Source organism: Actinomycetospora sp. CA-053990 (genome assembly GCF_050948445.1).
GTDB lineage: Bacteria > Actinomycetota > Actinomycetes > Mycobacteriales > Pseudonocardiaceae > Actinomycetospora > Actinomycetospora callitridis.
The window spans coordinates 3,927,561-3,946,524 of the sequence record NZ_CP192043.1 but is presented as its reverse complement, the minus strand read 5'-3'; the positions used below and the strand labels follow the sequence as shown (position 1 = coordinate 3,946,524).

At 75.1% G+C, this 18,964-nt stretch carries 20 protein-coding genes and 1 pseudogene; 16 read left to right on the top strand and 5 right to left on the bottom strand.

What is annotated here, in order from left to right:
* Window positions 1-44 precede the first annotated feature (44 nt).
* From ACQPYN_RS20305 to ACQPYN_RS20270, 8 genes and pseudogenes are all read left to right on the top strand, one after another.
* Window positions 45-827, top strand: a complete 783-nt coding sequence (locus ACQPYN_RS20305) for a phosphosulfolactate synthase (protein ID WP_433026736.1) — start codon at window positions 45-47, stop codon at window positions 825-827.
* A complete protein-coding gene (locus ACQPYN_RS20300) occupies window positions 824-1,762 on the top strand; it encodes a DUF7714 family protein (RefSeq protein WP_433026733.1) in 939 nt (312 codons plus the stop codon). The genes ACQPYN_RS20305 and ACQPYN_RS20300 overlap by 4 nt, the downstream gene beginning before the upstream one ends.
* A complete protein-coding gene (locus ACQPYN_RS20295; RefSeq protein WP_433026730.1) occupies window positions 1,747-3,108 on the top strand; it encodes a class-II fumarase/aspartase family protein in 1,362 nt (453 codons plus the stop codon). The genes ACQPYN_RS20300 and ACQPYN_RS20295 overlap by 16 nt, the downstream gene beginning before the upstream one ends.
* Window positions 3,105-4,067, top strand: a complete 963-nt coding sequence (locus tag ACQPYN_RS20290) for a pyridoxal-phosphate dependent enzyme (protein WP_433026727.1) — start codon at window positions 3,105-3,107, stop codon at window positions 4,065-4,067. The genes ACQPYN_RS20295 and ACQPYN_RS20290 overlap by 4 nt, the downstream gene beginning before the upstream one ends.
* Window positions 4,068-4,107: 40 nt before the next feature.
* On the top strand, window positions 4,108-5,658 hold the full coding sequence (locus ACQPYN_RS20285; protein ID WP_433026724.1) for an argininosuccinate lyase: 1,551 nt from the start codon (window positions 4,108-4,110) through the stop codon (window positions 5,656-5,658).
* Entirely contained in the window at window positions 5,655-7,085 is a 1,431-nt protein-coding gene (locus ACQPYN_RS20280) for an oxamate carbamoyltransferase subunit AllG family protein (protein WP_433026721.1), read from the top strand. Before ACQPYN_RS20285 ends, ACQPYN_RS20280 begins: the two co-directional genes overlap by 4 nt.
* A gap of 162 nt (window positions 7,086-7,247) precedes the next feature.
* Complete coding sequence (locus ACQPYN_RS20275) at window positions 7,248-7,493, top strand: hypothetical protein (protein ID WP_433026718.1); 246 nt, start codon at window positions 7,248-7,250, stop codon at window positions 7,491-7,493.
* A pseudogene (locus ACQPYN_RS20270) lies at window positions 7,469-7,525 on the top strand (oxamate carbamoyltransferase subunit AllH family protein); the annotation flags it as partial. The gene ACQPYN_RS20275 and the pseudogene ACQPYN_RS20270, both read left to right, overlap by 25 nt.
* A gap of 258 nt (window positions 7,526-7,783) precedes the next feature.
* Here ACQPYN_RS20270 and ACQPYN_RS20265 read toward each other — a convergent pair.
* Window positions 7,784-8,446 carry a helix-turn-helix domain-containing protein gene (locus ACQPYN_RS20265; protein ID WP_433026715.1) on the bottom strand — a complete coding sequence of 221 codons (663 nt, stop codon included), beginning with the start codon at window positions 8,444-8,446 and terminating at the stop codon, window positions 7,784-7,786.
* Window positions 8,447-8,485: 39 nt separating this feature from the next.
* Between ACQPYN_RS20265 and ACQPYN_RS20260 the strand changes: the two genes are divergently transcribed.
* The 6 genes from ACQPYN_RS20260 to ACQPYN_RS20235 all read left to right on the top strand — a co-directional run bounded on the left by ACQPYN_RS20260 (window position 8,486) and on the right by ACQPYN_RS20235 (window position 12,450).
* Window positions 8,486-9,916, top strand: a complete 1,431-nt coding sequence (locus ACQPYN_RS20260; protein ID WP_433026712.1) for an FAD-dependent oxidoreductase — start codon at window positions 8,486-8,488, stop codon at window positions 9,914-9,916.
* Window positions 9,917-10,192, top strand: coding sequence for a hypothetical protein (locus tag ACQPYN_RS20255; protein ID WP_274191296.1), 276 nt, complete (start codon window positions 9,917-9,919; stop codon window positions 10,190-10,192).
* Between the two features lie 39 nt (window positions 10,193-10,231).
* Complete coding sequence (locus tag ACQPYN_RS20250) at window positions 10,232-10,723, top strand: MSMEG_0572/Sll0783 family nitrogen starvation response protein (RefSeq protein ID WP_433026709.1); 492 nt, start codon at window positions 10,232-10,234, stop codon at window positions 10,721-10,723.
* Between the two features lie 79 nt (window positions 10,724-10,802).
* Entirely contained in the window at window positions 10,803-11,465 is a 663-nt protein-coding gene (gene nthB / locus ACQPYN_RS20245; protein ID WP_433026706.1) for a nitrile hydratase subunit beta, read from the top strand.
* Window positions 11,462-12,073 (top strand): nitrile hydratase subunit alpha, encoded by a 612-nt coding sequence (gene nthA / locus ACQPYN_RS20240; RefSeq protein ID WP_433026703.1) that lies wholly within the window; start codon window positions 11,462-11,464, stop codon window positions 12,071-12,073. The genes nthB and nthA overlap by 4 nt, the downstream gene beginning before the upstream one ends.
* On the top strand, window positions 12,070-12,450 hold the full coding sequence (locus ACQPYN_RS20235) for a nitrile hydratase accessory protein (protein ID WP_433026700.1): 381 nt from the start codon (window positions 12,070-12,072) through the stop codon (window positions 12,448-12,450). The genes nthA and ACQPYN_RS20235 overlap by 4 nt, the downstream gene beginning before the upstream one ends.
* Before the next feature lie 9 nt (window positions 12,451-12,459).
* Here ACQPYN_RS20235 and ACQPYN_RS20230 read toward each other — a convergent pair whose 3' ends face one another.
* From ACQPYN_RS20230 to ACQPYN_RS20215, 4 genes are read right to left on the bottom strand one after another with little or no spacing between them, the layout of a single operon-like run.
* Complete coding sequence (locus tag ACQPYN_RS20230; protein ID WP_433026697.1) at window positions 12,460-13,338, bottom strand: EamA family transporter; 879 nt, start codon at window positions 13,336-13,338, stop codon at window positions 12,460-12,462.
* Between the two features lie 33 nt (window positions 13,339-13,371).
* Window positions 13,372-14,568 (bottom strand): MSMEG_0565 family glycosyltransferase, encoded by a 1,197-nt coding sequence (locus ACQPYN_RS20225; RefSeq protein WP_433026694.1) that lies wholly within the window; start codon window positions 14,566-14,568, stop codon window positions 13,372-13,374.
* Window positions 14,565-16,109 carry a protein FdrA gene (locus ACQPYN_RS20220; RefSeq protein WP_433026691.1) on the bottom strand — a complete coding sequence of 515 codons (1,545 nt, stop codon included), beginning with the start codon at window positions 16,107-16,109 and terminating at the stop codon, window positions 14,565-14,567. Before ACQPYN_RS20220 ends, ACQPYN_RS20225 begins: the two co-directional genes overlap by 4 nt.
* Complete coding sequence (locus tag ACQPYN_RS20215; protein ID WP_433026688.1) at window positions 16,106-17,068, bottom strand: carbamate kinase; 963 nt, start codon at window positions 17,066-17,068, stop codon at window positions 16,106-16,108. The genes ACQPYN_RS20220 and ACQPYN_RS20215 overlap by 4 nt, the downstream gene beginning before the upstream one ends.
* 75 nt (window positions 17,069-17,143) lie before the next feature.
* Here ACQPYN_RS20215 and ACQPYN_RS20210 point away from each other — a divergent pair, with 75 nt between their 5' ends.
* On the top strand, window positions 17,144-17,734 hold the full coding sequence (locus tag ACQPYN_RS20210) for a hypothetical protein (RefSeq protein WP_433026685.1): 591 nt from the start codon (window positions 17,144-17,146) through the stop codon (window positions 17,732-17,734).
* Between the two features lie 40 nt (window positions 17,735-17,774).
* Window positions 17,775-18,962 (top strand): MSMEG_0568 family radical SAM protein, encoded by a 1,188-nt coding sequence (locus ACQPYN_RS20205; RefSeq protein ID WP_433026682.1) that lies wholly within the window; start codon window positions 17,775-17,777, stop codon window positions 18,960-18,962.
* Window positions 18,963-18,964: the final 2 nt, after the last annotated feature.

Genomic DNA, 18,964 nt, shown 5'->3' with positions numbered 1-18,964 from the left:
GCATCGTAGGCGTACATCTACTATCTGATCTACCATCGACGGCCATGGGCCCCGCGAGCTTCCTGACGCTGCCGTCCCGGCCGCCCAAGCCCCGCTCGGCCGGCCTCACCCACGTCCTCGACACCGGCGTGACGCCCGCCGTCGCGGCGGATCTGCTCGGCGGCACGGCCCCGTACGTCGACATCTGGAAGACCGGCTGGGGCACCGCCTACCTCGACGGCCGGATCGCGGACAAGCTCGCCGTGCTCGCCGCCCACGACGTCGCCTCGTGTCTCGGGGGGACCCTGCTCGAGATCGCCTGGGCCCAGGGGGCGGCCGAGGCGTGCCTCGCGTGGGCGGACGACGCCGGCTTCACCCACGTCGAGGTGTCGCGGGGCACCGTGCCGATGGCGCTCGACGCCAAGCACGAGCTGGTCCGGCGCGCCGCCGACCGGTTCGTCGTGGTCACCGAGGTCGGGGCCAAGGACCCGGCCCAGCAGCACACCCTCGCGCAGTGGGGCGACGAGGCGGGGCAGGACCGGGACGCCGGCGCCGCGCTCGTGGTCGCCGAGGGGCGCCAGAGCGGCACCGTCGGGATCTACGACGGCGACGGGACGGTCCGCGAGGACGTGGTGGACGAGATCGTCGACGCCGTGGGCCTCGACCGCATCGTCTTCGAGGCGCCCCGCGCCGGGCAGCAGGCGTGGTTCGTCCGGCGCTTCGGGCCCGGGGTGAACCTGGGCAACGTCGCGCTCGACGAGATCCTCTCGGTGGAGACGCTGCGGCTGGGCCTGCGCTCGGACACCGCCGAGGTGTCCCTGCCCGTCACCGCGGAGCCCGTGCGGTGAGGGGCACGCCCAACCGCATCCCCGGGCGCTACCGCGGCGTCGCCGTCGCCCGCTTCGACGGACCGCTCGACGAGGCGTCCCTGCGCGAGCACTACCTCGGCCGCGAGGCCTACTGGAAGACGCGGTTCCTCGTGGTGCGCCCGCACGACGACACCTCGCGTGACGTGGCCCTGCTCGCCGTCGCGCGGGACCCCGGCGACGCGCTCTTCAGCCCGATCACGGCGGTCGAGCTGCTCGCGGGCCCCGACGAGTGCGTGGTCGTGCACCGCCCGGACGTCGATACGGCGATCCCGTCCGCGCTGGTCGCGGTGGCGGCCGAGGTCCCCGGTGCCCGCGCGGTGGTGGTGCAGGGCCGCTACGAGCACGTCAACTTCGTGGTCGACCCCGACCCGTTGCGGGTGGTGGTGCGCGAGGTGGTGCCGCCGCACCCGGCCAAGCTCGCCGACCAGGCCCGCCGGATCGTCGACGTCACCGAGGCCCTGCGGCCGCTGCGCCTCGAGAGCGAGGTCGTCGACCTGGCCGACCTCGCCCGCCGGATCCCCGCCGAGCACTACCTGCTCCCGTGCCGCGGCGGCGGGAGCGAGATCCCCGGCGCCACGATGTCCTACCTCGACGAACGGCCCGAGCCCGCCGACTGGACGCTCGTCGGCTGCGAGCGCTCCCGCCAGATCCACCGGTGGTTCTACGGCCGCGACGCCCCGCAGGTCGACTTCTGCCCGAAGGCCGACCCGGCCGCCGCCGGCCCCGGAGCCCTGCTGACCAAGTGCTGCCTGCAGCAGGAGGAGCTCGACGAGGGCGTCGCCGAGGGTCCGGACGGGCCGACGACGTGGGTGTCGGTGCCGTGGGGCGCCTCGCTGGAGCACGTGCGGGAGGCGCTGGACCGGCTCGCCGAGCTCGCCGAGACCCGGGGGGCGGCGCCGTGGTCACCCGCCTGACCGACTCGCCGGTCTACGCGCACCTCTGGTCCACCCCGGAGCTCGAGGAGCTGCTCGGGGAGACGGCCCGCTGGCAGGCCTGGCTCGACGTCCTCGTCGCCCTGGCCCGCGTCCAGGCCCGTCACGGCCTCGTCCCGCCCGACGCCGCCGAGCAGATCGCCGCCGGGGCCCGCGCGGAGGCGCTCGACCTGGACCGGGTCGCGGCGGGGACCCGGTCGACGTCGCACTCCACGCTCGGCCTCATCCGGGAGCTCCAGCGGGTGCTGCCGGAGTCCGCGCGCGAGCACGTCTACGTCGGCGCCACCGTGCAGGACGTCAGCGACACGTGGTTCGGCCTGCTGATGCGCGACGTCGGCGCGATCGTCCGGCGCGACCTGCTGGCCCTCGAGGCGACGGTACTGGAGCTCGCCGGGCGCCACCGCGACACGGTCATGGTCGGGCGCACCCACGGCCAGCCCGGCGCCCCGATCACCTTCGGCTTCAAGGCCGCGTCCTGGGCCGACGAGCTGCGCCGCCACCTCGACCGGCTCCGCGAGGGCCGTCCGCGGTGGGCGGTGGGCCAGCTCGCCGGGGCGGTGGGCGCGCTCGCGTTCCACGAGGCCGAGCTCGACCCGCTCGCGCTGCGCCGGGACTTCTGCGCCGAGCTCGGGCTGGGCGACCCGGGCGCGTCCTGGCTGACCAGCCGCGACCGCGTCGCCGAGTTCGGGCACGTCCTGGCCCTGGTGTGCGGGACGCTCGCGCGCATCGGGACCGAGGTCTACGAGCTCGCCCGGCCCGAGATCGGCGAGCTCGCCGAGCCGACCACCGCGACCGCCGTCGGCAGCATCACGATGCCGCACAAGCGCAACCCCGAGGTCGGCGAGCACCTCGACACCCTCGCCCGCCTGGCCCGGTCCTCGGCCGGGGTGCTGCTCGAGGGCACCGTCGTCAGCCACGAGCGCGACGGCCGCGGGTGGAAGGCCGAGTGGGTGGCCCTCCCCGAGGTCTGCCTGCTGGCCGGCACCGCGCTCGGGCTCGCGCGCACGCTGCTCGCGGGTCTCGAGGTCCACGACGGCGCGATGGCCGCGAACCTCGAGCGCTTCGGCGACCGGCTCACCTCCGAGCGCGTGCTCGCCGGGCTCTCCGGGCGCCTCGGCAAGCACGCCGCCCAGGACCTGCTCCAGGGCGTGCTCGCCGACGGCGGCGACGTCGTCGACGGGGTCGTGGCGCGCGGGGTCGCGTCGGCCGACGAGGTGCGCGGGTGGATGGCGCGCGCCCCGGTCGCCACCGCGGGCCGGATGGTCGACGAGGTGGTGGCGCGGGCCCGCGACGCCCGGGCCGCGGCTCGGGCGGGGGAGGGCGCGTGACCTGGCTGCCCCGGCTCCCGCCCCGCCTGCCGCTCGGGACGCTGCCGACCCCGCTGGTGGACGCGCCGCGGCTGCGCGCCGAGCTCGGGTGCGGGCCGCTGCGGATCAAGCGGGACGACCTCGCCGGCTTCGGGATCGCCGGCAACAAGACCCGCCCCCTCGAGTACCTGCTGGGCGACGCGCAGGCCCACGGCATGGACGTGCTGGTCACCGGCGGCGGCCCGGACTCGAACTTCGTCGCGGCGGCGGCGATGGCGGCGCGGGTCGCGGGCATCGCCTGCGAGCTGGTGGTGTGGGGCGGCGCCTCGCTCGGGCCCACCCCGAACCTGGCACTGGCGGCGGCCGCGGGCGCGCGCCTCGTCCCGCTGGGCGACGACCGGCGCGAGCGCGTCGACGTCGTCGTCGCCGAGCGGGCCGCCGAGCTCCGGGCCGCGGGACGCCGGCCGCTCGCGGTGCCCCGCGGTGGCTCGACCCCCGTCGGCGCCGCCGGCTTCGCGCGGGCCGCCGCCGAGCTGCTCGACCAGTGCGTGCGCCTCGACGGGGCGTTCCCCGCGACCGTGGTGCTCCCGCTCGGCTCCGGCGGCAGCACCGCGGGCCTGCTCGTCGGCCTCGCCGCGGCCGGCGCCGACACGACGGTGCTCGCGGTGTCGGTGAGCCGGCCGCCGGAGGAGATCACCCCAAGGTGCTGGACCTCGCGCGCGCCTGCGCCGCGGCCCTCGGCACCGCGCCGCCGCGGGAGGACCGCCTCGAGGTGGTCGATCACCGCGGACCCGGCTTCGGGCGCGCGTCGGCCGCCGACCGGGACGCCGCGGCGACGGTCCTGCGCACCGAGGGACTGCTGCTCGACGACACCTACGGCGCCAAGGCGTTCGCCGTCGCCCTCGCGGGCCTGCGGTCGGGGCCCGATCACGACGAGCCCGTCGTCCTCTGGCACACCGGCGGCGTCGCGTCCGCCCTGACCCACCTCGGCGAGCCCGTCCCCGCCACGACAGGAGCACCATGACCGCACGTCGCGTCCGCGAGTCGGGCCCCCCGCGGACGGCCGCGGCGCCCGAGCTCGTCGACTCCGGCTTCGCGCTGGAGAACGCCGACGCCCCGTTCCTGCATCGCGGGCTGAACCTGGCCGACATGGGGCACGTGCTCGACCTGGCGCGCCGCGGCCTCGTGCCCGACGACGCCCGGCAGGCGGTCCTGGCGCTGCTCCTCGAGGCCGACGCGACGCCCGCCGAGGACTTCCCGTACGACCCGGAGCTGGGCGAGCCCTACAACTCGCGCGAGGCCTACTTCGTCTCCCGGATCGGCGACGCCGCGGGCTGGCTGCACGCCGGGCGCCCCCGCCGCGAGGCCGTGCGGATCGCGCTGCGCCTGCACATCCGGCGCCAGATCGTCGAGCTGATCAGCGACACCGCCCGCTTCGGGCTCGCCGCCGTCGACCGTGCCGAGGAGCACGCCGAGACGGTGATGCCGGACCAGACGTACCTGCAGCACGCGCAGCCCTCGACGTTCGGGCACTACGTCCTCTCGTTCGTCTATTCCGCGGTGCGCGATGCCGAGCGGCTGCTCGGCGAGCTCGACTGGGTCGACGCGAGCCCCGGCGGCGCGGGCTGCGTGAACGGCACGCGGCTGCTCACCGACCGCGAGTTCATCGCCAGCACGCTGGGCTTCTCCGACGTCATCGAGCACACGCGCGACGCGATGTGGCAGGTCGACGGGCTGATCGCCGTGCTCGCGACGTCGTCGAGCCTGCTCACGACGTTCTGCAAGCTCGCCGAGGACCTCGAGATCTGGTCGTCGAGCGAGTTCGACTACGTCGACCTCGACGACGGCTACACCCGCGCCAGCGTCCTCATGCCGCAGAAGCGCAACCCCTACGCCCTGTCGATCATCCGGGGCGCGTCCGGCGTCCTCATCGGGCGGCTCGCCGGGTTCCTCGCGGTGACCAAGAGCCCCTCGGCCCGCAGCGACAACCTGATCTACGCCTACGGCGAGGTGCCCCGCGCGCTCGACCTGGCCGTCCGCATCGCGCGCCTGTCGGCCGGCGTGGTGCGCACGCTGCGGGTGAACACCGACCGGCTCGCCGAGGAGGTCCGCGGCGGCTACACGCAGGCCACCGACCTCGCCGAGTACCTCGTGCAGTCCTGCGACGTCGACTACCGGACCGCGTACCTGATCGTCGGGCGCACGGTGCGGGCGGCGAGCCGCGCCGGCGTGCGCGGCGTCGCCATCACCGGCGAGATGATCGACGAGGCGGCCGTGGAGCACCGCGGCACGCCGCTCGGCGTGGCCGGCCGCGACCTGTCCGCCGTGCTGGACCCGTGGCAGATCGTGCTCTCGCGCGACGCCCGCGGCGGGGCCTCGCCCGACGCGCTCGCCCGCATGACGACGAGCCTGCGCGCCCGCCTCGAGGGTCTCGCGGCGTCCGCCGCCGACCGGCTCGCCGGCTACGACACCGCCGAGGACGCACTGCTCGCCGCGGCGCGCCAGGGCTCAGGCCAACACCCCTCAGGCCCGCACCCTTCAGGCCCGCACCGCTCAGGAGGAGCACGATGAGCACCACCCTGCCCCCGATCGTCCTGCCCGACGAGGTCGCGGTGGTCAACGTCGGGCTGCCGATGTTCGCCGACGCGGTGCGCAGCCAGGGGCGTCCGGTGGAGCACGTCGACTGGCGCCCGCCGGCCGGCGGCCGGCCGGAGGCGATCCGGGCGCTGACCCGGCTCTACGCCGGCCGCGGCGCGGAGATCGACGCCGCCAACGCCGAGGTCCTGCGCCGCCTCGACACCGGCGTGCCCTTCCTCGTCGGGGTCGCCCCCGCCGGCGAGGTGGTGCCGGGCGTCTCCGACGCCGGCGACCGCGTCCTCCTGCACTGCGGCCCGACGATCGGGTGGGAGCAGGTCGCCGACCCGCTCCGCCGCTCCATGCGCGCCGCGACGGTGGCCGAGGGCTGGGCCGCCGACACCGCCGAGGCCGACGGGCTGCTCGCCGCGGGGGCGGTGCGCCTCGAGCCCGCGAACCTCCACGACACGGTCGTCCCGATGGCCAGCGCGATCGGGCCGACCGCGCCCGTCCTCGTGATCGAGATGTCGACCGGCGACGGGACCGTCCGGACGTTCGCGCCCATCAACCAGGGGCCCGGCGAGGTGCCCTGGTTCGGCCGCGACACCGACGCCGCGATCGCCCGACTGCGCCTGCTGCGCGACGTCGCCGGTCCCGCCGTCGCCGCGATCCTGGCCCGCACCGGGCCGCTCGACATCCTGGCGCTGGCGGCCCAGGGCATCGCGATGGGCGACGACCTCCACATGCGCACCCAGGCCGCGACCAACCTCCTGGTCCGCACCTGGCTGCCGCACATCGCGGCGCTGCCCGAGGAGTCCCGCCAGGGCTTCGCCGACTTCCTGGGCGGCAACCACCTGTTCTTCCTGACCCTCGCGATGGGCGCGGCCCGCGCACTCACCGCGTGGGCGGGCCAGGTGCAGGGCTCGAGCATCGTCACGACGATGTCGCGCAACGGCACGACGTTCGGGATCCGGCTCGCCGGCTCCGACCGCTGGTACGTCACGGACTCGCCGCCGGTCGGCGAGGCCCTCTACTACTCGGGCTACGGCCCGGACGACGCCGCGCCGGACATCGGCGACAGCGCGGTCCTCGAGCTCGTCGGCCTCGGCGGGCCGGCCGCCGGCAACTCGCCGGCGGTCGCGGCGTTCCTCGGCGGCTCGATGGCGGACGCCGCCCGCGCCACCGAGGTCTTCCGCCGCATCTGCGTCGGCGCCAGCAGCCGGTTCACGCTGCCCGCGCTCGGGTTCAGCGGGACCCCGGTGGGGGTGGACGTGCGCGCGGTGGTCGAGCTCGGGATCACGCCCAAGGTCACCACCGGCATCCTCGCGGCGCACTCGGGGGTGGGGCAGGTCGGCGCCGGGGTCGCCACGGCGCCGCTGGACTGCTTCGTCGCGGCGCTGCTCGACCTGGCCGGGGAGGAGTAGCCGTGTGACCGTCGATCTCGGGGAGGGCGCCCACGCGGTGCTCGCCCGGCCGTGCCGCGGGACGGTCGTCGCCGTCTATCGACGCGCGGCGTACCTGCGGCTGGACGGGGAGATCGTGGCGCTCGTGGACGCCTCCGTCGCCCCGGGGCCGCTGCACGTCCGGTGCGCAGCCATGCCCCGCTGCGCGCGGGGCAGCCGGTGGCGGGCGACGGCACGCGGCTCGCGGGCGGGCACTGGGCGCTGCGCGTCGACGGTCCCGTGTGGCGGGGGCGCTGCCGGACGCCGACGCGCTGGGCGCCCTGGTCGGCGCTCTCGAGGTCGACGTCGAGCCCGAGATCGCCGACCTCGTCCGGGCCGGGCGGCTCGAGGAGCTCGCCGCGCGGGTGGGTGGCCGGGGCCCCGGCCTGACCCCGTCCGGCGACGACCTGCTGGCCGGCGTGCTCGTCGTCGCCCGGCTCCTCGGGGGCCGGGCGCCGGGCCGCGCCTCGACGCGGTGGCCGCCGGCGTCGCGACCACGGAGATCGCCCGCGCGTTCCTGGCGTGGGCCGCGCGGGGCAGTGCGTCGCGCCGGTGCACGACTGGCTCGCGGCCTTGGCGTCAGGCCGGCCGGGGGAGCTCGCCGCGGCCCGGCGCTCGCTCGTCGCCGTCGGCGCGAGCTCCGGCGCGCACCTGGCCGCCGGCCTGGCGCTCGCGGTGTCTCAGCTCCCGCGGACCGCGAGCCAGATCGCCCGCGCGGGGCCGGACCCGGTGTTGCGCCAGAGCGCCGGCCGGTCGCCCGGGTAGTGCAGCGTGTCGCCGGCGGCGACGACGTGGCGCTCGCCGGCCAGCTCGAAGCTCAGCTCGCCCTCGAGGACGTGCACGAGCACCTCGCCGCTGCGCGGGCCCTCGTCGGCACCCGAGGCGCCCTCGTCGACCTCGGTGACCGTGCCCTGCAGACGGAAGCGGGCGGCGGGACCGGTGATGCCCGCGCGGTGCACCGACGGCGGCGCGGGCAGGTCGGGACGCGCGTCGGCCGGGACGAGGCTGGCGACGGGCTCGGGCACGCGGTCGTCGACGAAGTGGCCGATCGGGCGCTCGAGCGCCGCCGCCAGCTTCAGGAGCGTCGTGATCGTCGGGACCATGTCGCCGCGCTCGACCTTGTGCACCGACGCGGCCGAGACGTCCGCACGCCGCGCCAGCTGCTGCAGCGACAGGCCGGCCTGTTGCCGCAGGTCACGGACCTTCGGGCCGATCGCCTCCACCACCGCCGCGTAGCCGGGGACAGCTGCGTCCGGGTCCGGCTCGGGGCCCGCCCCGGGCGCGTCGGACGGCACGACGGGGGGCTCGCCGCGGTCCGTCGCGGCGGCCGCTGATCGGGCCATGGGGCCTCCTTGACACGGATGGCGCGCTTAGTATCGTAAATGACCATCACCTATGGTGGCCATCCCGGAGCGAGCCCGTCCGCCCGCGCCGACGCATCGTACGAGTCCGACGAGGGGTTCCGTGTGCCGCACAAGACCGTGATCATCGGGGGTGGGGCCGCCGGACTGGGCGCCGCCGGAGGGGTCAAGGCGGCCTCCCCGGAGGCCGAGGTGGTCGTCTACACCGAGTTCGAGGACGTCGCCTACAGCCCCTGCGGGATCCCCTACGTGCACGGCAAGGAGATCTCGGACTTCGACAAGCTGTTCCTCGCGACCAAGGAGCAGTACGTCAGCGTCGGCATCGACGTGCACTACGAGACCACGGTGACGAAGGTCGACACCGCGGCCAAGAAGGTCCACGTCGAGGGCGAGGGCGCGGTCTCCTACGACACGCTGATCTTCGCCACGGGGTTCGACTACGCCGACCCGGGCGTGCCGGGCAAGGACCTCGGCGGCCTCTACTACGTCAAGAACATCCGCCGGGCCATGGAGTGGGACGAGGTCCTCGACTCCGTGAAGACGGCCGTGGTCATCGAGGCCACGCCGCTCGGCGTCGAGATGACGACGTCGCTGGCCCACCGCGGGATCGAGACGCACCTCGTCGACCCGCACCCGTGGCCGCTCGCGGAGATGGCCGACCCCGACATCATGGCGCCGGTCGAGGAGTCCTGGCGCGAGCTGGGCGTCATCACGCACTTCAACACCACGCTCAAGGGGTTCGTCGGCCAGGGCCGGGTCAGCTCCGTGGCCACCTCGGACGGCGAGATCCCCTGCGACCTCGTCGTCGTCGCCACCCACAAGGTGCCCAACGCGCGGCTCGCCGCGGCGGCGGGCCTGGAGATCGGCTCGACCGGCGGCGTCGTCGTCGACGAGCGGATGGCCACGTCGGTGCCCGGCGTCTTCGCGGCCGGCGACTGCACCGAGATCCCGCACGGGCTCACCCGCGTGCCGCTGCAGGGCCTCACCGGCAGCCACGCGTACGCCCAGGGCAAGACGGCGGGCCAGAACGCCGGCGGCGGCGACCGGCGGTACAAGGCGGTGTACGTCCCGTGGGGCACGCCGGCGGGCAAGTGGATCATCGGTGGCGCGTCGTTCGGCGAGACGACGGCGACGGCGCTCGGCATCCCGTACGTCGTCGGCCAGGCCCAGGGCATCTCCCGCGCCCGCTACTACCCGGGCGTCAAGCCCGTGAAGGTCAAGCTGCTCGCCGAGCCCGGGTCGCTGCGCCTCATCGGCGCGCAGATCGTCGGCGGCGAGGGGATCAAGGAGCGCGCCGACTTCCTCGCGATGGCGGTGAAGCACGGGTTCACGTTCCACGACCTCTCCACCATGGAGAACGTCTACTCGCCGGCGATCGGCGCGCTCAACGAGCCGATCGTCGTCGCGGCGACCAACGGGCTCGAGGAGCTGCGGAAGGCGGGGAAGCTCTAGATGCCGCGCACGCGGAACTCCTTCTCCCGGTGGCTGCGGGAGAACTCCGAGCACTACCTGATGATCGACGCCCACGAGCGGCTCGCCCGGCGCTACTCGGGCACCCGCCCGCCCCGGCGACCGCACGGGGCCGTCGAACTGTTCTGGCGGCGCGTCTTCGCGCCGACCTACCGGGCACTGCCCTGGCCGCTGCGTCACCGCGTCATGCGCGCGATGCCCGGCAGCCATCGCCGGACCTGGTCACCGCCCCCCGAACGGCGGGACCCGGCGGTCTGAGCACGTGCAGCACGAATCGAGCGACACAGAGAATGGGGTGTGACCGTGGTCCAGGTCGTTGGTGAGCGGGTCAGCAAGGGCGACGCGATCGTCGATTACGAGGACAAGGTCTTCGACGACATCCAGGCCGAGGCGGGGGAGAAGGCGTACATCTTCATGCACACCGTGCCCTTCGAGGGCTCGGTCGGGCTGGTCAACATGCTGACCGCGACCCGCGTGCGCCGGAAGGGCTTCGACACCAGCATCGTGCTCTTCGGCCCGGGGTCGCTGATGGCCTCGGCCTCCCGCGGCTTCCCGACGGTCGGGGACGAGGCCTTCCCCGGGGCCCTCGGCTACAACAAGCAGCTGCAGACCTTCATGAACGAGGGTGGCAAGGTCTACGCGTGCCGGTTCTCCGCCGCGATGCTCTACGGCATGCGGGAGGTCGACATGATGGAGGGCGTCAAGCCGGTCAACCCGCTCGACGTCCTCGACGCCCAGCTCACGGCACGGCGCGAAGGCGCGCTCGTGATGCAGACCTGGACGGTCTGACCTCGGTCCCGTGCGTGCCCGTCCGTGCCGGTGCACGGACGGGCACGCACCCGTGCGCAGCGCAGAGGAGGGTCCTCGCATGGACTCGATCGCCGACATGGGCGGCACCCACGGGTGGGGCCCCGCGCAGGTCCCCACCGACGAACCGCCCTTCGCCGAGCCCTGGGAGGGCCGGAGCTTCGCCATCACGGTGCTGACCATGGGGCGGATCTCGGGCCGCAACCTCGACGCGTTCCGCCACGCCCTGGGCCGGCTGCACCCCGTCGACTACCTCGCCGACGGCTACTACGGCCGGTGGCTCAACGCCGCCGAGCTGATGCTCACCGACTCCCGCATCCTCGCGCCGGGGGCCGTCGACGCCCGCGCGCGGCGCAACCTCGGCGAGGACGTGACGGAGCCGCCGTTCCCCGAGCCGGACCGCCCCGACTACAAGCCCACCGCGGCGGGCTCGTTGCGCGAGGTCGAGCAGGCGCCGGCGTTCACCGTGGGCGACGCGGTGCGGACCAAGGACCTGCAGCCCGAGGGCCCGACGAAGCTCCCGGCCTACGTGCGCCGGCGCTCGGGCACCGTGACGGCGGTCCGTCCCGCGCACGTGCTGCCCGACACCCACGCCGTGTTCGAGGGCGAGAACCCCCAGCACGTCTACACGGTCGGGTTCGCCTCCACGGAGCTGTGGGGCCCGGACGCCGAGCCGTTCACCCTGCACGTCGACCTGTTCGAGAGCTACCTGGAGCCGCAGTGAACGCCCCCGCAGGAGACATCTCCGGCCGTCTCTCCCCGGCCCTGCGCACCGAGGCGCTCGAGCAGCTCCTCGTCGAGCGCGAACTGATCGATCCGGCGGTGATGGACAAGTTCATCACCACCTACGAGCGCGACGTCGGCCCGCTCAACGGCGCCAAGGTCGTCGCCCGCGCGTGGACCGACCCGGAGTACCGCGAGTGGCTGCTGCGCGACGGCTCCGCCGCCATCAAGGACATGGGGTACGGCGGGCCTCAGGGCGAGCACATGGTGGTGGTCGAGCAGACCGACGACGTCCACCACGTCGTCGTCTGCACCCTGTGCTCCTGCTATCCGTGGCCGATCCTCGGGCTGCCGCCGAGCTGGTACAAGGACCCCGCCTACCGCGCGGGGATCGTGCGCACGCCGCGCCGGGTGCTGCGCGAGATGGGCCTCGACGTGCCCGAGGGCAAGGACATCCGGGTCTGGGACTCCAGCGCCGAGGTGCGCTACCTCGTGCTGCCCCAGCGCCCCGCCGGCACCGACGGCTGGGACGCCGAGGCCCTCGCCGGGATCGTCACGCGCGACGCGATGGTCGGGGTCGCCCTCGTCAGCGAGGTGAAGGCCCCGTGACCGCGGTGCTCGACGTCGCGGGCGTCGCGGCACCACCCCGGTCCAACGGCGAGCTCGTCTTCGCCGAGCCCTGGGAGAGCCGGGCGTTCGGGATGGCCGTGACGCTCGCCGACGCCGGCGTCTTCACCTGGGACGAGTTCCGCGACGCCCTGGTCGCCCGCATCGCGGCCTGGGAGGCCGACCCCGCACCGGGCGAGGACTTCCACTACTACCGCTGCTGGCTCGGCGCCCTCGAGGACCGGCTGGTGGCGGCGGGCACGCTGCCCGGCGCCGCGGTGGCCGAGCGGTCCGCGCTGCTCGCCGAGCGCCCCTCGGGGCACGACCACGCCGACGGCGAGGACCACGGCCACGGTCACGGTCACGGTCACGGGCATTGAGGTCGGCGACTACAGGTCGACCAGCACGATGCCGACCGCCACCACCGCCGCGGCGATCACGCGGCTGCGTCCGAAGCGTTCGCCGAGGAACAGCGAGCCGATGAGCGCGCCGATGACGATGCTGCTCTCGCGCAGGGCGGCGATCGCCGCGGTCGCGCCGCTGGTCTGGGCGACGAGCACGAGCCCGTAGGCCACCAGCGACACCACGCCGCCCCCGAGGCCGGCGAGGGCGACCGGGCGCACCTGGGCGGCCAGGGCCCGCCCGCGGCGCGCCAGGGCGATCGCCGGCATCAGCGGGCCCTGCAGCAGGAACATCCACACCGCGTAGACGGCCACCGGGGTGGTCGCGACCGCGCTCGCGTCGACGACGGTGTAGCCGGCGATGGCGACGCCCGTGGCGAGGGCGGCGCCCAGGGCCGGCAGCGACGCCCGGGACGGGCGGCCGCCGTCGAGCGCGAGGCTGATCAGCCCCAGCGAGATCACGCCGATCCCGAGCAGCTGCAGGGCCGGCAGGTCGCGCCCCAGGGCCGTCTCGATCACGACGACGATCAGCGGGGCGCTGCCGCGCGCGACCGGATAGACCTGGCTGAAGTCGCCGAGCTCGTAGCTGGTCCAGAGCAGGAGCGTGTAGACGGCGTGGAGCCCGGCGGAGGCGACGATCGCGGGCCAGGCGGCCGCCGGCGGGAGACCGAGGACGAGGGCGCCGGCCCCGGCGATCACCGTGTAGGCGACCCCGATGAGGGCGAAGCCGACGAGCCGGTCGGGGATCCCGTGCGCGACGGCGTTCCACACCGCGTGCAGCACGGCCGCGACCAGGGTGATCGCGACGGCGAAGGCCGGGACCCCGGCGGTCGGGGCCCCGGCGAGCAGGACGGCGGCACTCCCCACGCGGCTCCCGGGCGTCGGTGGACGCCCGGGAACCTACCCGCGACGAACCGCCGGGGCCCGGGTCGCGCGCACCTCGTCGTAGATCGCCGCGTGCCGCTGCGCCGACGCCGACCACCGGTACCGGCCCGCCGTGCCCAGGCCCCCCGCGACGAGACGCCGGCGCAGGGCGGTGTCCGCGTACATCTCCATCATCGAGGCGGCCAGCGCCGCGCTGTCGCCCGAGCGCGGCAGCAGGGCGTCGTGGTGGTCGAGGAGGTACTCGCGGAACACCGGGAGGTCGCCCGCGACGACCGGCAGGCCGGCCGCCATCGCCTCGAGCACGGCCAGCCCCCAGCCCTCCTTGACCGACGGGAAGCACAGGGCGTCCGCGCTGCGGTACCAGGCGCCGAGGTCGTCGTCGCTGACCGTGCCGAGCAGGACCACGTCCTCGCCGAGCGTGAGGCCGAGGCGGGGGAGCGCGGCGAGCGCGGCCTCGCGGTAGGGCGCGTAGTCCTGGAACGAGTGCCCGCCGACGACGGCGAGCATCGGCGGGCGCGCCATCCGGCGGACCAGCTGCCCGAGCGCCTCGAACGCGTGGTGGGTGCCCTTGCGCGGCTCCACCCCGCCGACGGCGAGGAAGAGGAAGCGGTCCCCCTGCTCCGACGACGCACCCACACGCGCCCGCATCTCCGCGCGGCGCTCGGGGGAGATCGGCGGAAAGCGGTCCGGGTCGACGCCGTTCGGCACGACCGTGGACTCGGTCGCGTAGTGGTCGTGCAGGACGCGGCGCCAGTACTCGCTCACGACGAGCACGCGGTCCGGCTCGATGATCGCCTCCCGCTGGCAGGAGACCAGCGCGGGCGTCGTGAAGTCGTCGACGTGGTGCACGGTGCGCACCACCGAGACCGGGGCGCCGGCGCCGCGGACGCGCGCCGCGGCGCGGGCGGCGATGCAGTCCTGGGCGTGCAGCACGTCCGCGCCGTCCGCGAGCTCGCCGAGGGCGTCGGTCAGCGCGTCGATCGAGGCGAACACGCGGTCGGTCAGCGTGCCGTCCCTCGCCGGGGCCGGCAGCACCGTGTGCGGCACCGCGGTGGGCCGGAACAGCCGGTCGCCCTGGGTGACGAGGTGGACCCGCCGCCCGAGGTCATGGAGCGCCTCGGCCAGGGCCAACGTGTGCACCATCCCGCCGCGGGGCGAGGTGGAGTGGGTGACCAGCACGACGGCTGGTCCGTCCCCACCGACACTGCTCACAGCGCGACCTCCGCCAGCGCCGGCTCGCGCCGGGCGATCGCGGCGGCGGCCAGCGACGCCCGGGCCGCGGTCTCGGTGACCACGCACCCGGCCTCCCGGAACGCCCGGCGCTGGCGCTCGAACCCCTGCGGGTCGTGCTCGGTGCCCAGGACGTAGACGACGACGCGGGGGCCGCCGTCGGCGGTGATCGCGGCGCAGACCGGGGCGAGCTCGCCCGCCGGGTCCGGGTGCGCCCCGTACCCGAGGACGACGTCGAGCACGATCGCCGCCACCTCGGGGTCGCGGCCCTGCTCGCGCAGGTGCTCGATGCGCGCCTCGGGGTCGATCATCGGGTGCGGCCGTCCGCGCGTGTACTCCTCCTCGCCCAGGTCGAGGCAGACGTGCGCGGACGCCGGGGCCGGCAGGCCCAGCTCCTTGTCGACCGGGGTGTTCGAGTGCACCGGGCCGAGGACCCGGCCCAGGACGACCAGCGACTCGTAGCAGAGGGTCCCGCCGGAGAACAGGCCGCGCACGAGCGTGCGCTCCGGCCCGATCGCGGCGATCGCCTCCTCGACCTGGGTGCGCAGGCCGAGGGTGACGTCGGGGCGCGGGTGGCCCAGGCGGTCCAGGACGGCGAGCACCCCTGTCTCGAGGGTGGGCGAGACACCGGCGTCGTCCAGCCCGATCAGCGCCGCCACGAGGGGCGTGTCGCCGGCTTCCGCGGTCACGGTGGCCGCGACCCGGGCGTCCGGCGGCTTGGAGACGAGCAGGATCGCCTCGGTGGCCGGGTCGGCCGCGAGCGCGCGCACCGCCGTGCGGCCCATGATCCCGCCGACGTCGGCGCTGAGGTCGCGTCCACCCAGACCCACGACGTGCGTCACCCCGACGCCCGCGCGGTCGAGCAGCACGGCCGCCTCCTGCGCGCCGGTGCCCGCCGCCGCGACGACGGCGACCGCCCCGATGCGCTCGGCGAGGGGCGCGACGACGTTCGCGAAGCCCAGGCAGGTCCGGCCCAGCATGGCGGTGCCGGCGCCGGGGCCCATGACGAGCAGGCCGAGCTGCTCGGCCCGGGTCTTGAGCTCGACCTCGGCGGCGACGGGGACGTTGTCGCTGAACAGCAGGACGTGCAGGCCCTCGCTCAGCGCCTTGTGGGTCTCGAGGGCGGCGTGGTCGCCCGGCACGGAGATCACCGCGACGTTGCCGCCGGCGAGGCGCGCGAGCGCCTCGGTCTGGGTGCGGGCCGGTGCCTCGGTCGTGTCGGCTCCGGTCTCGGCGGCGCGGGCCGAGAACATCGCATCCCGCCCGGCCTCCTCGGCCGCCTCGACCGCGTCCTGCGACGCCGCCCGCACCGCGAGCACGAGGTCGCCCGGGCCGGCCCCGGCCAGGTCGTCGCCGTCGAAGCCCTCGTGCCCGAGCGTCTCCAGGTTGGCCGGTGTCGCCATCGCCGCGGTCGCCCAGTCGACGCCCTCGACGGCGCGCATCGCCCGGGTGCCGGAGAGCTGGACGACGGAGTCCAGGTAGGTGTCCTTGATGACCCGGACGGTCCGGACCGGGGTCGTCACGCCCGCACCCCCACGATCCGCGTGCCGATGCGGTCGTCGGGATGGGTGCCGACGGCGTCGAGGGAGGGCCCGGCGCGGTCGGCCGTGGTGATCACCGCGGTGCGGCCGCCCTCCTTGATGAAGCGGACGGCCGCGCGGACCTTCGGCCCCATGCTGCCGTCGGGGAACTGGCCGTCGTCCAGGTGCTTGCCCGCCTCGTCGACGGTCATCTCCTCGATCGCGCGCTGCTGCGGCGTCCCGAAGTCGAGGTGGACCTTGGCGGTGTCGGTGACCAGGACCAGCGCGTCGGCGTTCACCGAGGCCGCGAGCCGCTGTGCGGTGAAGTCCTTGTCGATCACGGCGTCGATGCCCTCGAGGCCGCGGTCGCCGGCCATCACCGGGATGCCGCCACCGCCGGCCGCCACCACGATCATGTGCTGCTCGATGAGCGCGCGGATGGCGTCCACCTCGACGATGCCGACGGGCTTCGGGGAGGCGACCACCCGCCGGTAGCCGCGGTCGCCGTCCTTGACGATCTCCCAGCCGCGGTGCTCGGCGAGCTCGCGCGCCCGCTCCTCGGTGAAGAAGGGGCCGACGGGCTTGGTGGGCTTGTCGAAGGCGGGGTCGGCCGGATCGACCATCACGTGGGTCACCACCGACACCACGCCGGGCAGGCGGCCGCGGCCCTCGGCGAGCAGGGCCAGGCTGAGCAGGCTCCCGAGCTGGCCCTGCGTCATCGAGTTGACGCAGAACAGGGGCAGGGCGGGGACGATGTCCGCCGCCTCGTCCTGCTGGATCGCGAGGTTGCCCACCTGCGGGCCGTTGCCGTGCACCAGGACGACGTTCCAGCCGGCGTCGCGCAGCGCGCACACGGCGGCCGCCATGGCGTGGGCGTTGCGCGACTGTTCCTCGTAGGTCCCGGACTGGCCGTTGCGGGTGATGGCGTTGCCGCCGAGCGCGACCACTGCGGTCCTGGGCACGAGCACTCCTCTACGGCGACCGGAGATGTCAGGTCGTCGACTATAGTAGATGATCGTGTCGGGAGGTGGTCGCAGATGACGGGCGTCGAGACCCCGGGGGAGTGGGACGCGGCCCGGGCGCGGTGGCGCGCGGCCGCGAACCGCCTGTGGGCGGCCGCGCTCACCGACGCCGAGGGCTATCGGCGACTCGCCGAGGGCGTCGGCGACCGGCTCGCCGAGCTGCGGCGGACGACGACGACGCCCGCCGGGCTGCTGGCGGTGGAGGAGCGGCCGGAGGCCGCGCTCGTGGACGCCGCGGCGTGCGCGATGCGCGCCGACGAGATCGAGGCCGAGCAGGCGCGGACCCGCCGGGCCGCGCTCGTCGCCGCGGCGCGGGACGAGGGCCGGACCTGGGTGGTGCTGGAGGAGGGGTTCACCCGCTCGGTGTCGATGCACCTGCCGACCGGCCTCGCCCTGGTGGCGATCGACGAGCCCTACCGCGACGCCGACCCGCACGGGGTCGGGGAGGTGGCCCTGGCTGCGGAGACCGGCGAGGTGCTCGCCGGGGCGGACGACGACCCGACCTGGTTCGCCACGCGCGCCGAGCGCGACGCCGCGCTCGCGCAGCGCCGCGCGGAGATCGTGTCCCTTGACGGCGGCGGGCACATGGTTTCCGATGAGCGATGAACGTTTCCTGTAGTCAACGAGGATCGAGGGTGGATCAGGGATGACAGGGGTCCTGCGTTCCGACACGGGTCACGAGACCGCGCCGCTCGACGACCCGGGGGAGACCCCCACCCCCGCGGACGTCGCCGCGTTGATCGTGGAGCTGCAGAGCGCCGGCCTGCGCACGGACGCCGATGTCGAGACCCGGACCGGCGGGGCCGGGCCGTCGGACTCCGGGATGCTGTGGATCGAGGGCGTGCCGGTGACGGTCCCCGTCCGCACCGAGGAGGCCCGGCGCTCGCCCTACGTGCTGCGCCCGGAGGACGACGGCGGCCGTGCGATCTACCGCGACGGCCTGCGGCTCGCCTCGGTCGCCGCGTCCCACCGCCCGCGCTACTACGACCGCGAGACCGCCGACGGCATCCCGTACTGGAAGATCGCGCTGCTGCACCTGGACTCGATGGCCAGCACCGTCGTCCAGACCTGCAACTACTGGAACACCGCCGACCAGTGCCGCTTCTGCGGGATCGGCGTCTCGCTGGCCGCGGGCAGCACCATCGTGAAGAAGACGCCCGAGCAGCTCGCCGAGGTCTCGGTGGCCGCGAAGGAGCTCGACGGCGCGGTGGACGCCACGCTGACCACCGGCAGCTCCACCGCGCCCGACCGCGGCGCGCGCTACGTCGCCCGCTGCGGGCGGGCCGTCAAGGATGCCTCCGGGCTCCCGGTGGAGATCCAGTTCGAGCCGCCGTGGGACCTCGCGATCCTCGACGAGGTGTACGACACGGGCGGGTCCGACGCCGTGGGCATCCACGTCGAGTCCTTCGACCCGCAGGTGCTGGCCCACGTCGCGCCGGGCAAGGCGCGCACCGGCATCGAGACCTACTTCCGGACGTGGGAGCGCGCGGTCGAGCTGTGGGGCCCGGGTCGCGTGTCGACCTACGTCATCCTCGGCATGGGCGAGGACCCCGACCTCACCGTCGAGGCCTGCCGGCGCGCGGTGGACATCGGCGTCTACCCGTTCATCGTGCCGCTGCGTCCCGTCGCGGGGAGCCTCATGGAGGACTGGGCGCCGCCGCCCGGCCCGTACAGCAACCGGATCTACTGGCAGGTCGCCGCGTACATGAGCCAACGGGGCATGAGCGCCGACGACGCGGTGGCCGGCTGCGCGCGGTGCCAGGCGTGCTCGGCGATCAACGCCGTCCAGCAGCCGCTGCTGCAGATCGGCCCGCGCCCGGGCTCCGCCCCGTGAGG

Bases quoted from the DNA above. Each gene is read 5' to 3' on its own strand.
- nthB (WP_433026706.1), top strand. From the start codon at position 10,803: ATGGACTCGATCGCCGACATGGGCGGCACCCACGGGTGGGGCCCCGCG.
- ACQPYN_RS20255 (WP_274191296.1), top strand. From the start codon at position 9,917: ATGCCGCGCACGCGGAACTCCTTCTCCCGGTGGCTGCGGGAGAACTCC.
- ACQPYN_RS20305 (WP_433026736.1), top strand. From the start codon at position 45: ATGGGCCCCGCGAGCTTCCTGACGCTGCCGTCCCGGCCGCCCAAGCCC.
- ACQPYN_RS20280 (WP_433026721.1), top strand. From the start codon at position 5,655: ATGAGCACCACCCTGCCCCCGATCGTCCTGCCCGACGAGGTCGCGGTG.
- ACQPYN_RS20285 (WP_433026724.1), top strand. From the start codon at position 4,108: ATGACCGCACGTCGCGTCCGCGAGTCGGGCCCCCCGCGGACGGCCGCG.
- ACQPYN_RS20260 (WP_433026712.1), top strand. From the start codon at position 8,486: ATGACCATCACCTATGGTGGCCATCCCGGAGCGAGCCCGTCCGCCCGC.
- ACQPYN_RS20210 (WP_433026685.1), top strand. From the start codon at position 17,144: ATGACGGGCGTCGAGACCCCGGGGGAGTGGGACGCGGCCCGGGCGCGG.
- ACQPYN_RS20205 (WP_433026682.1), top strand. From the start codon at position 17,775: ATGACAGGGGTCCTGCGTTCCGACACGGGTCACGAGACCGCGCCGCTC.
- ACQPYN_RS20265 (WP_433026715.1), bottom strand. From the start codon at position 8,446: ATGGCCCGATCAGCGGCCGCCGCGACGGACCGCGGCGAGCCCCCCGTC.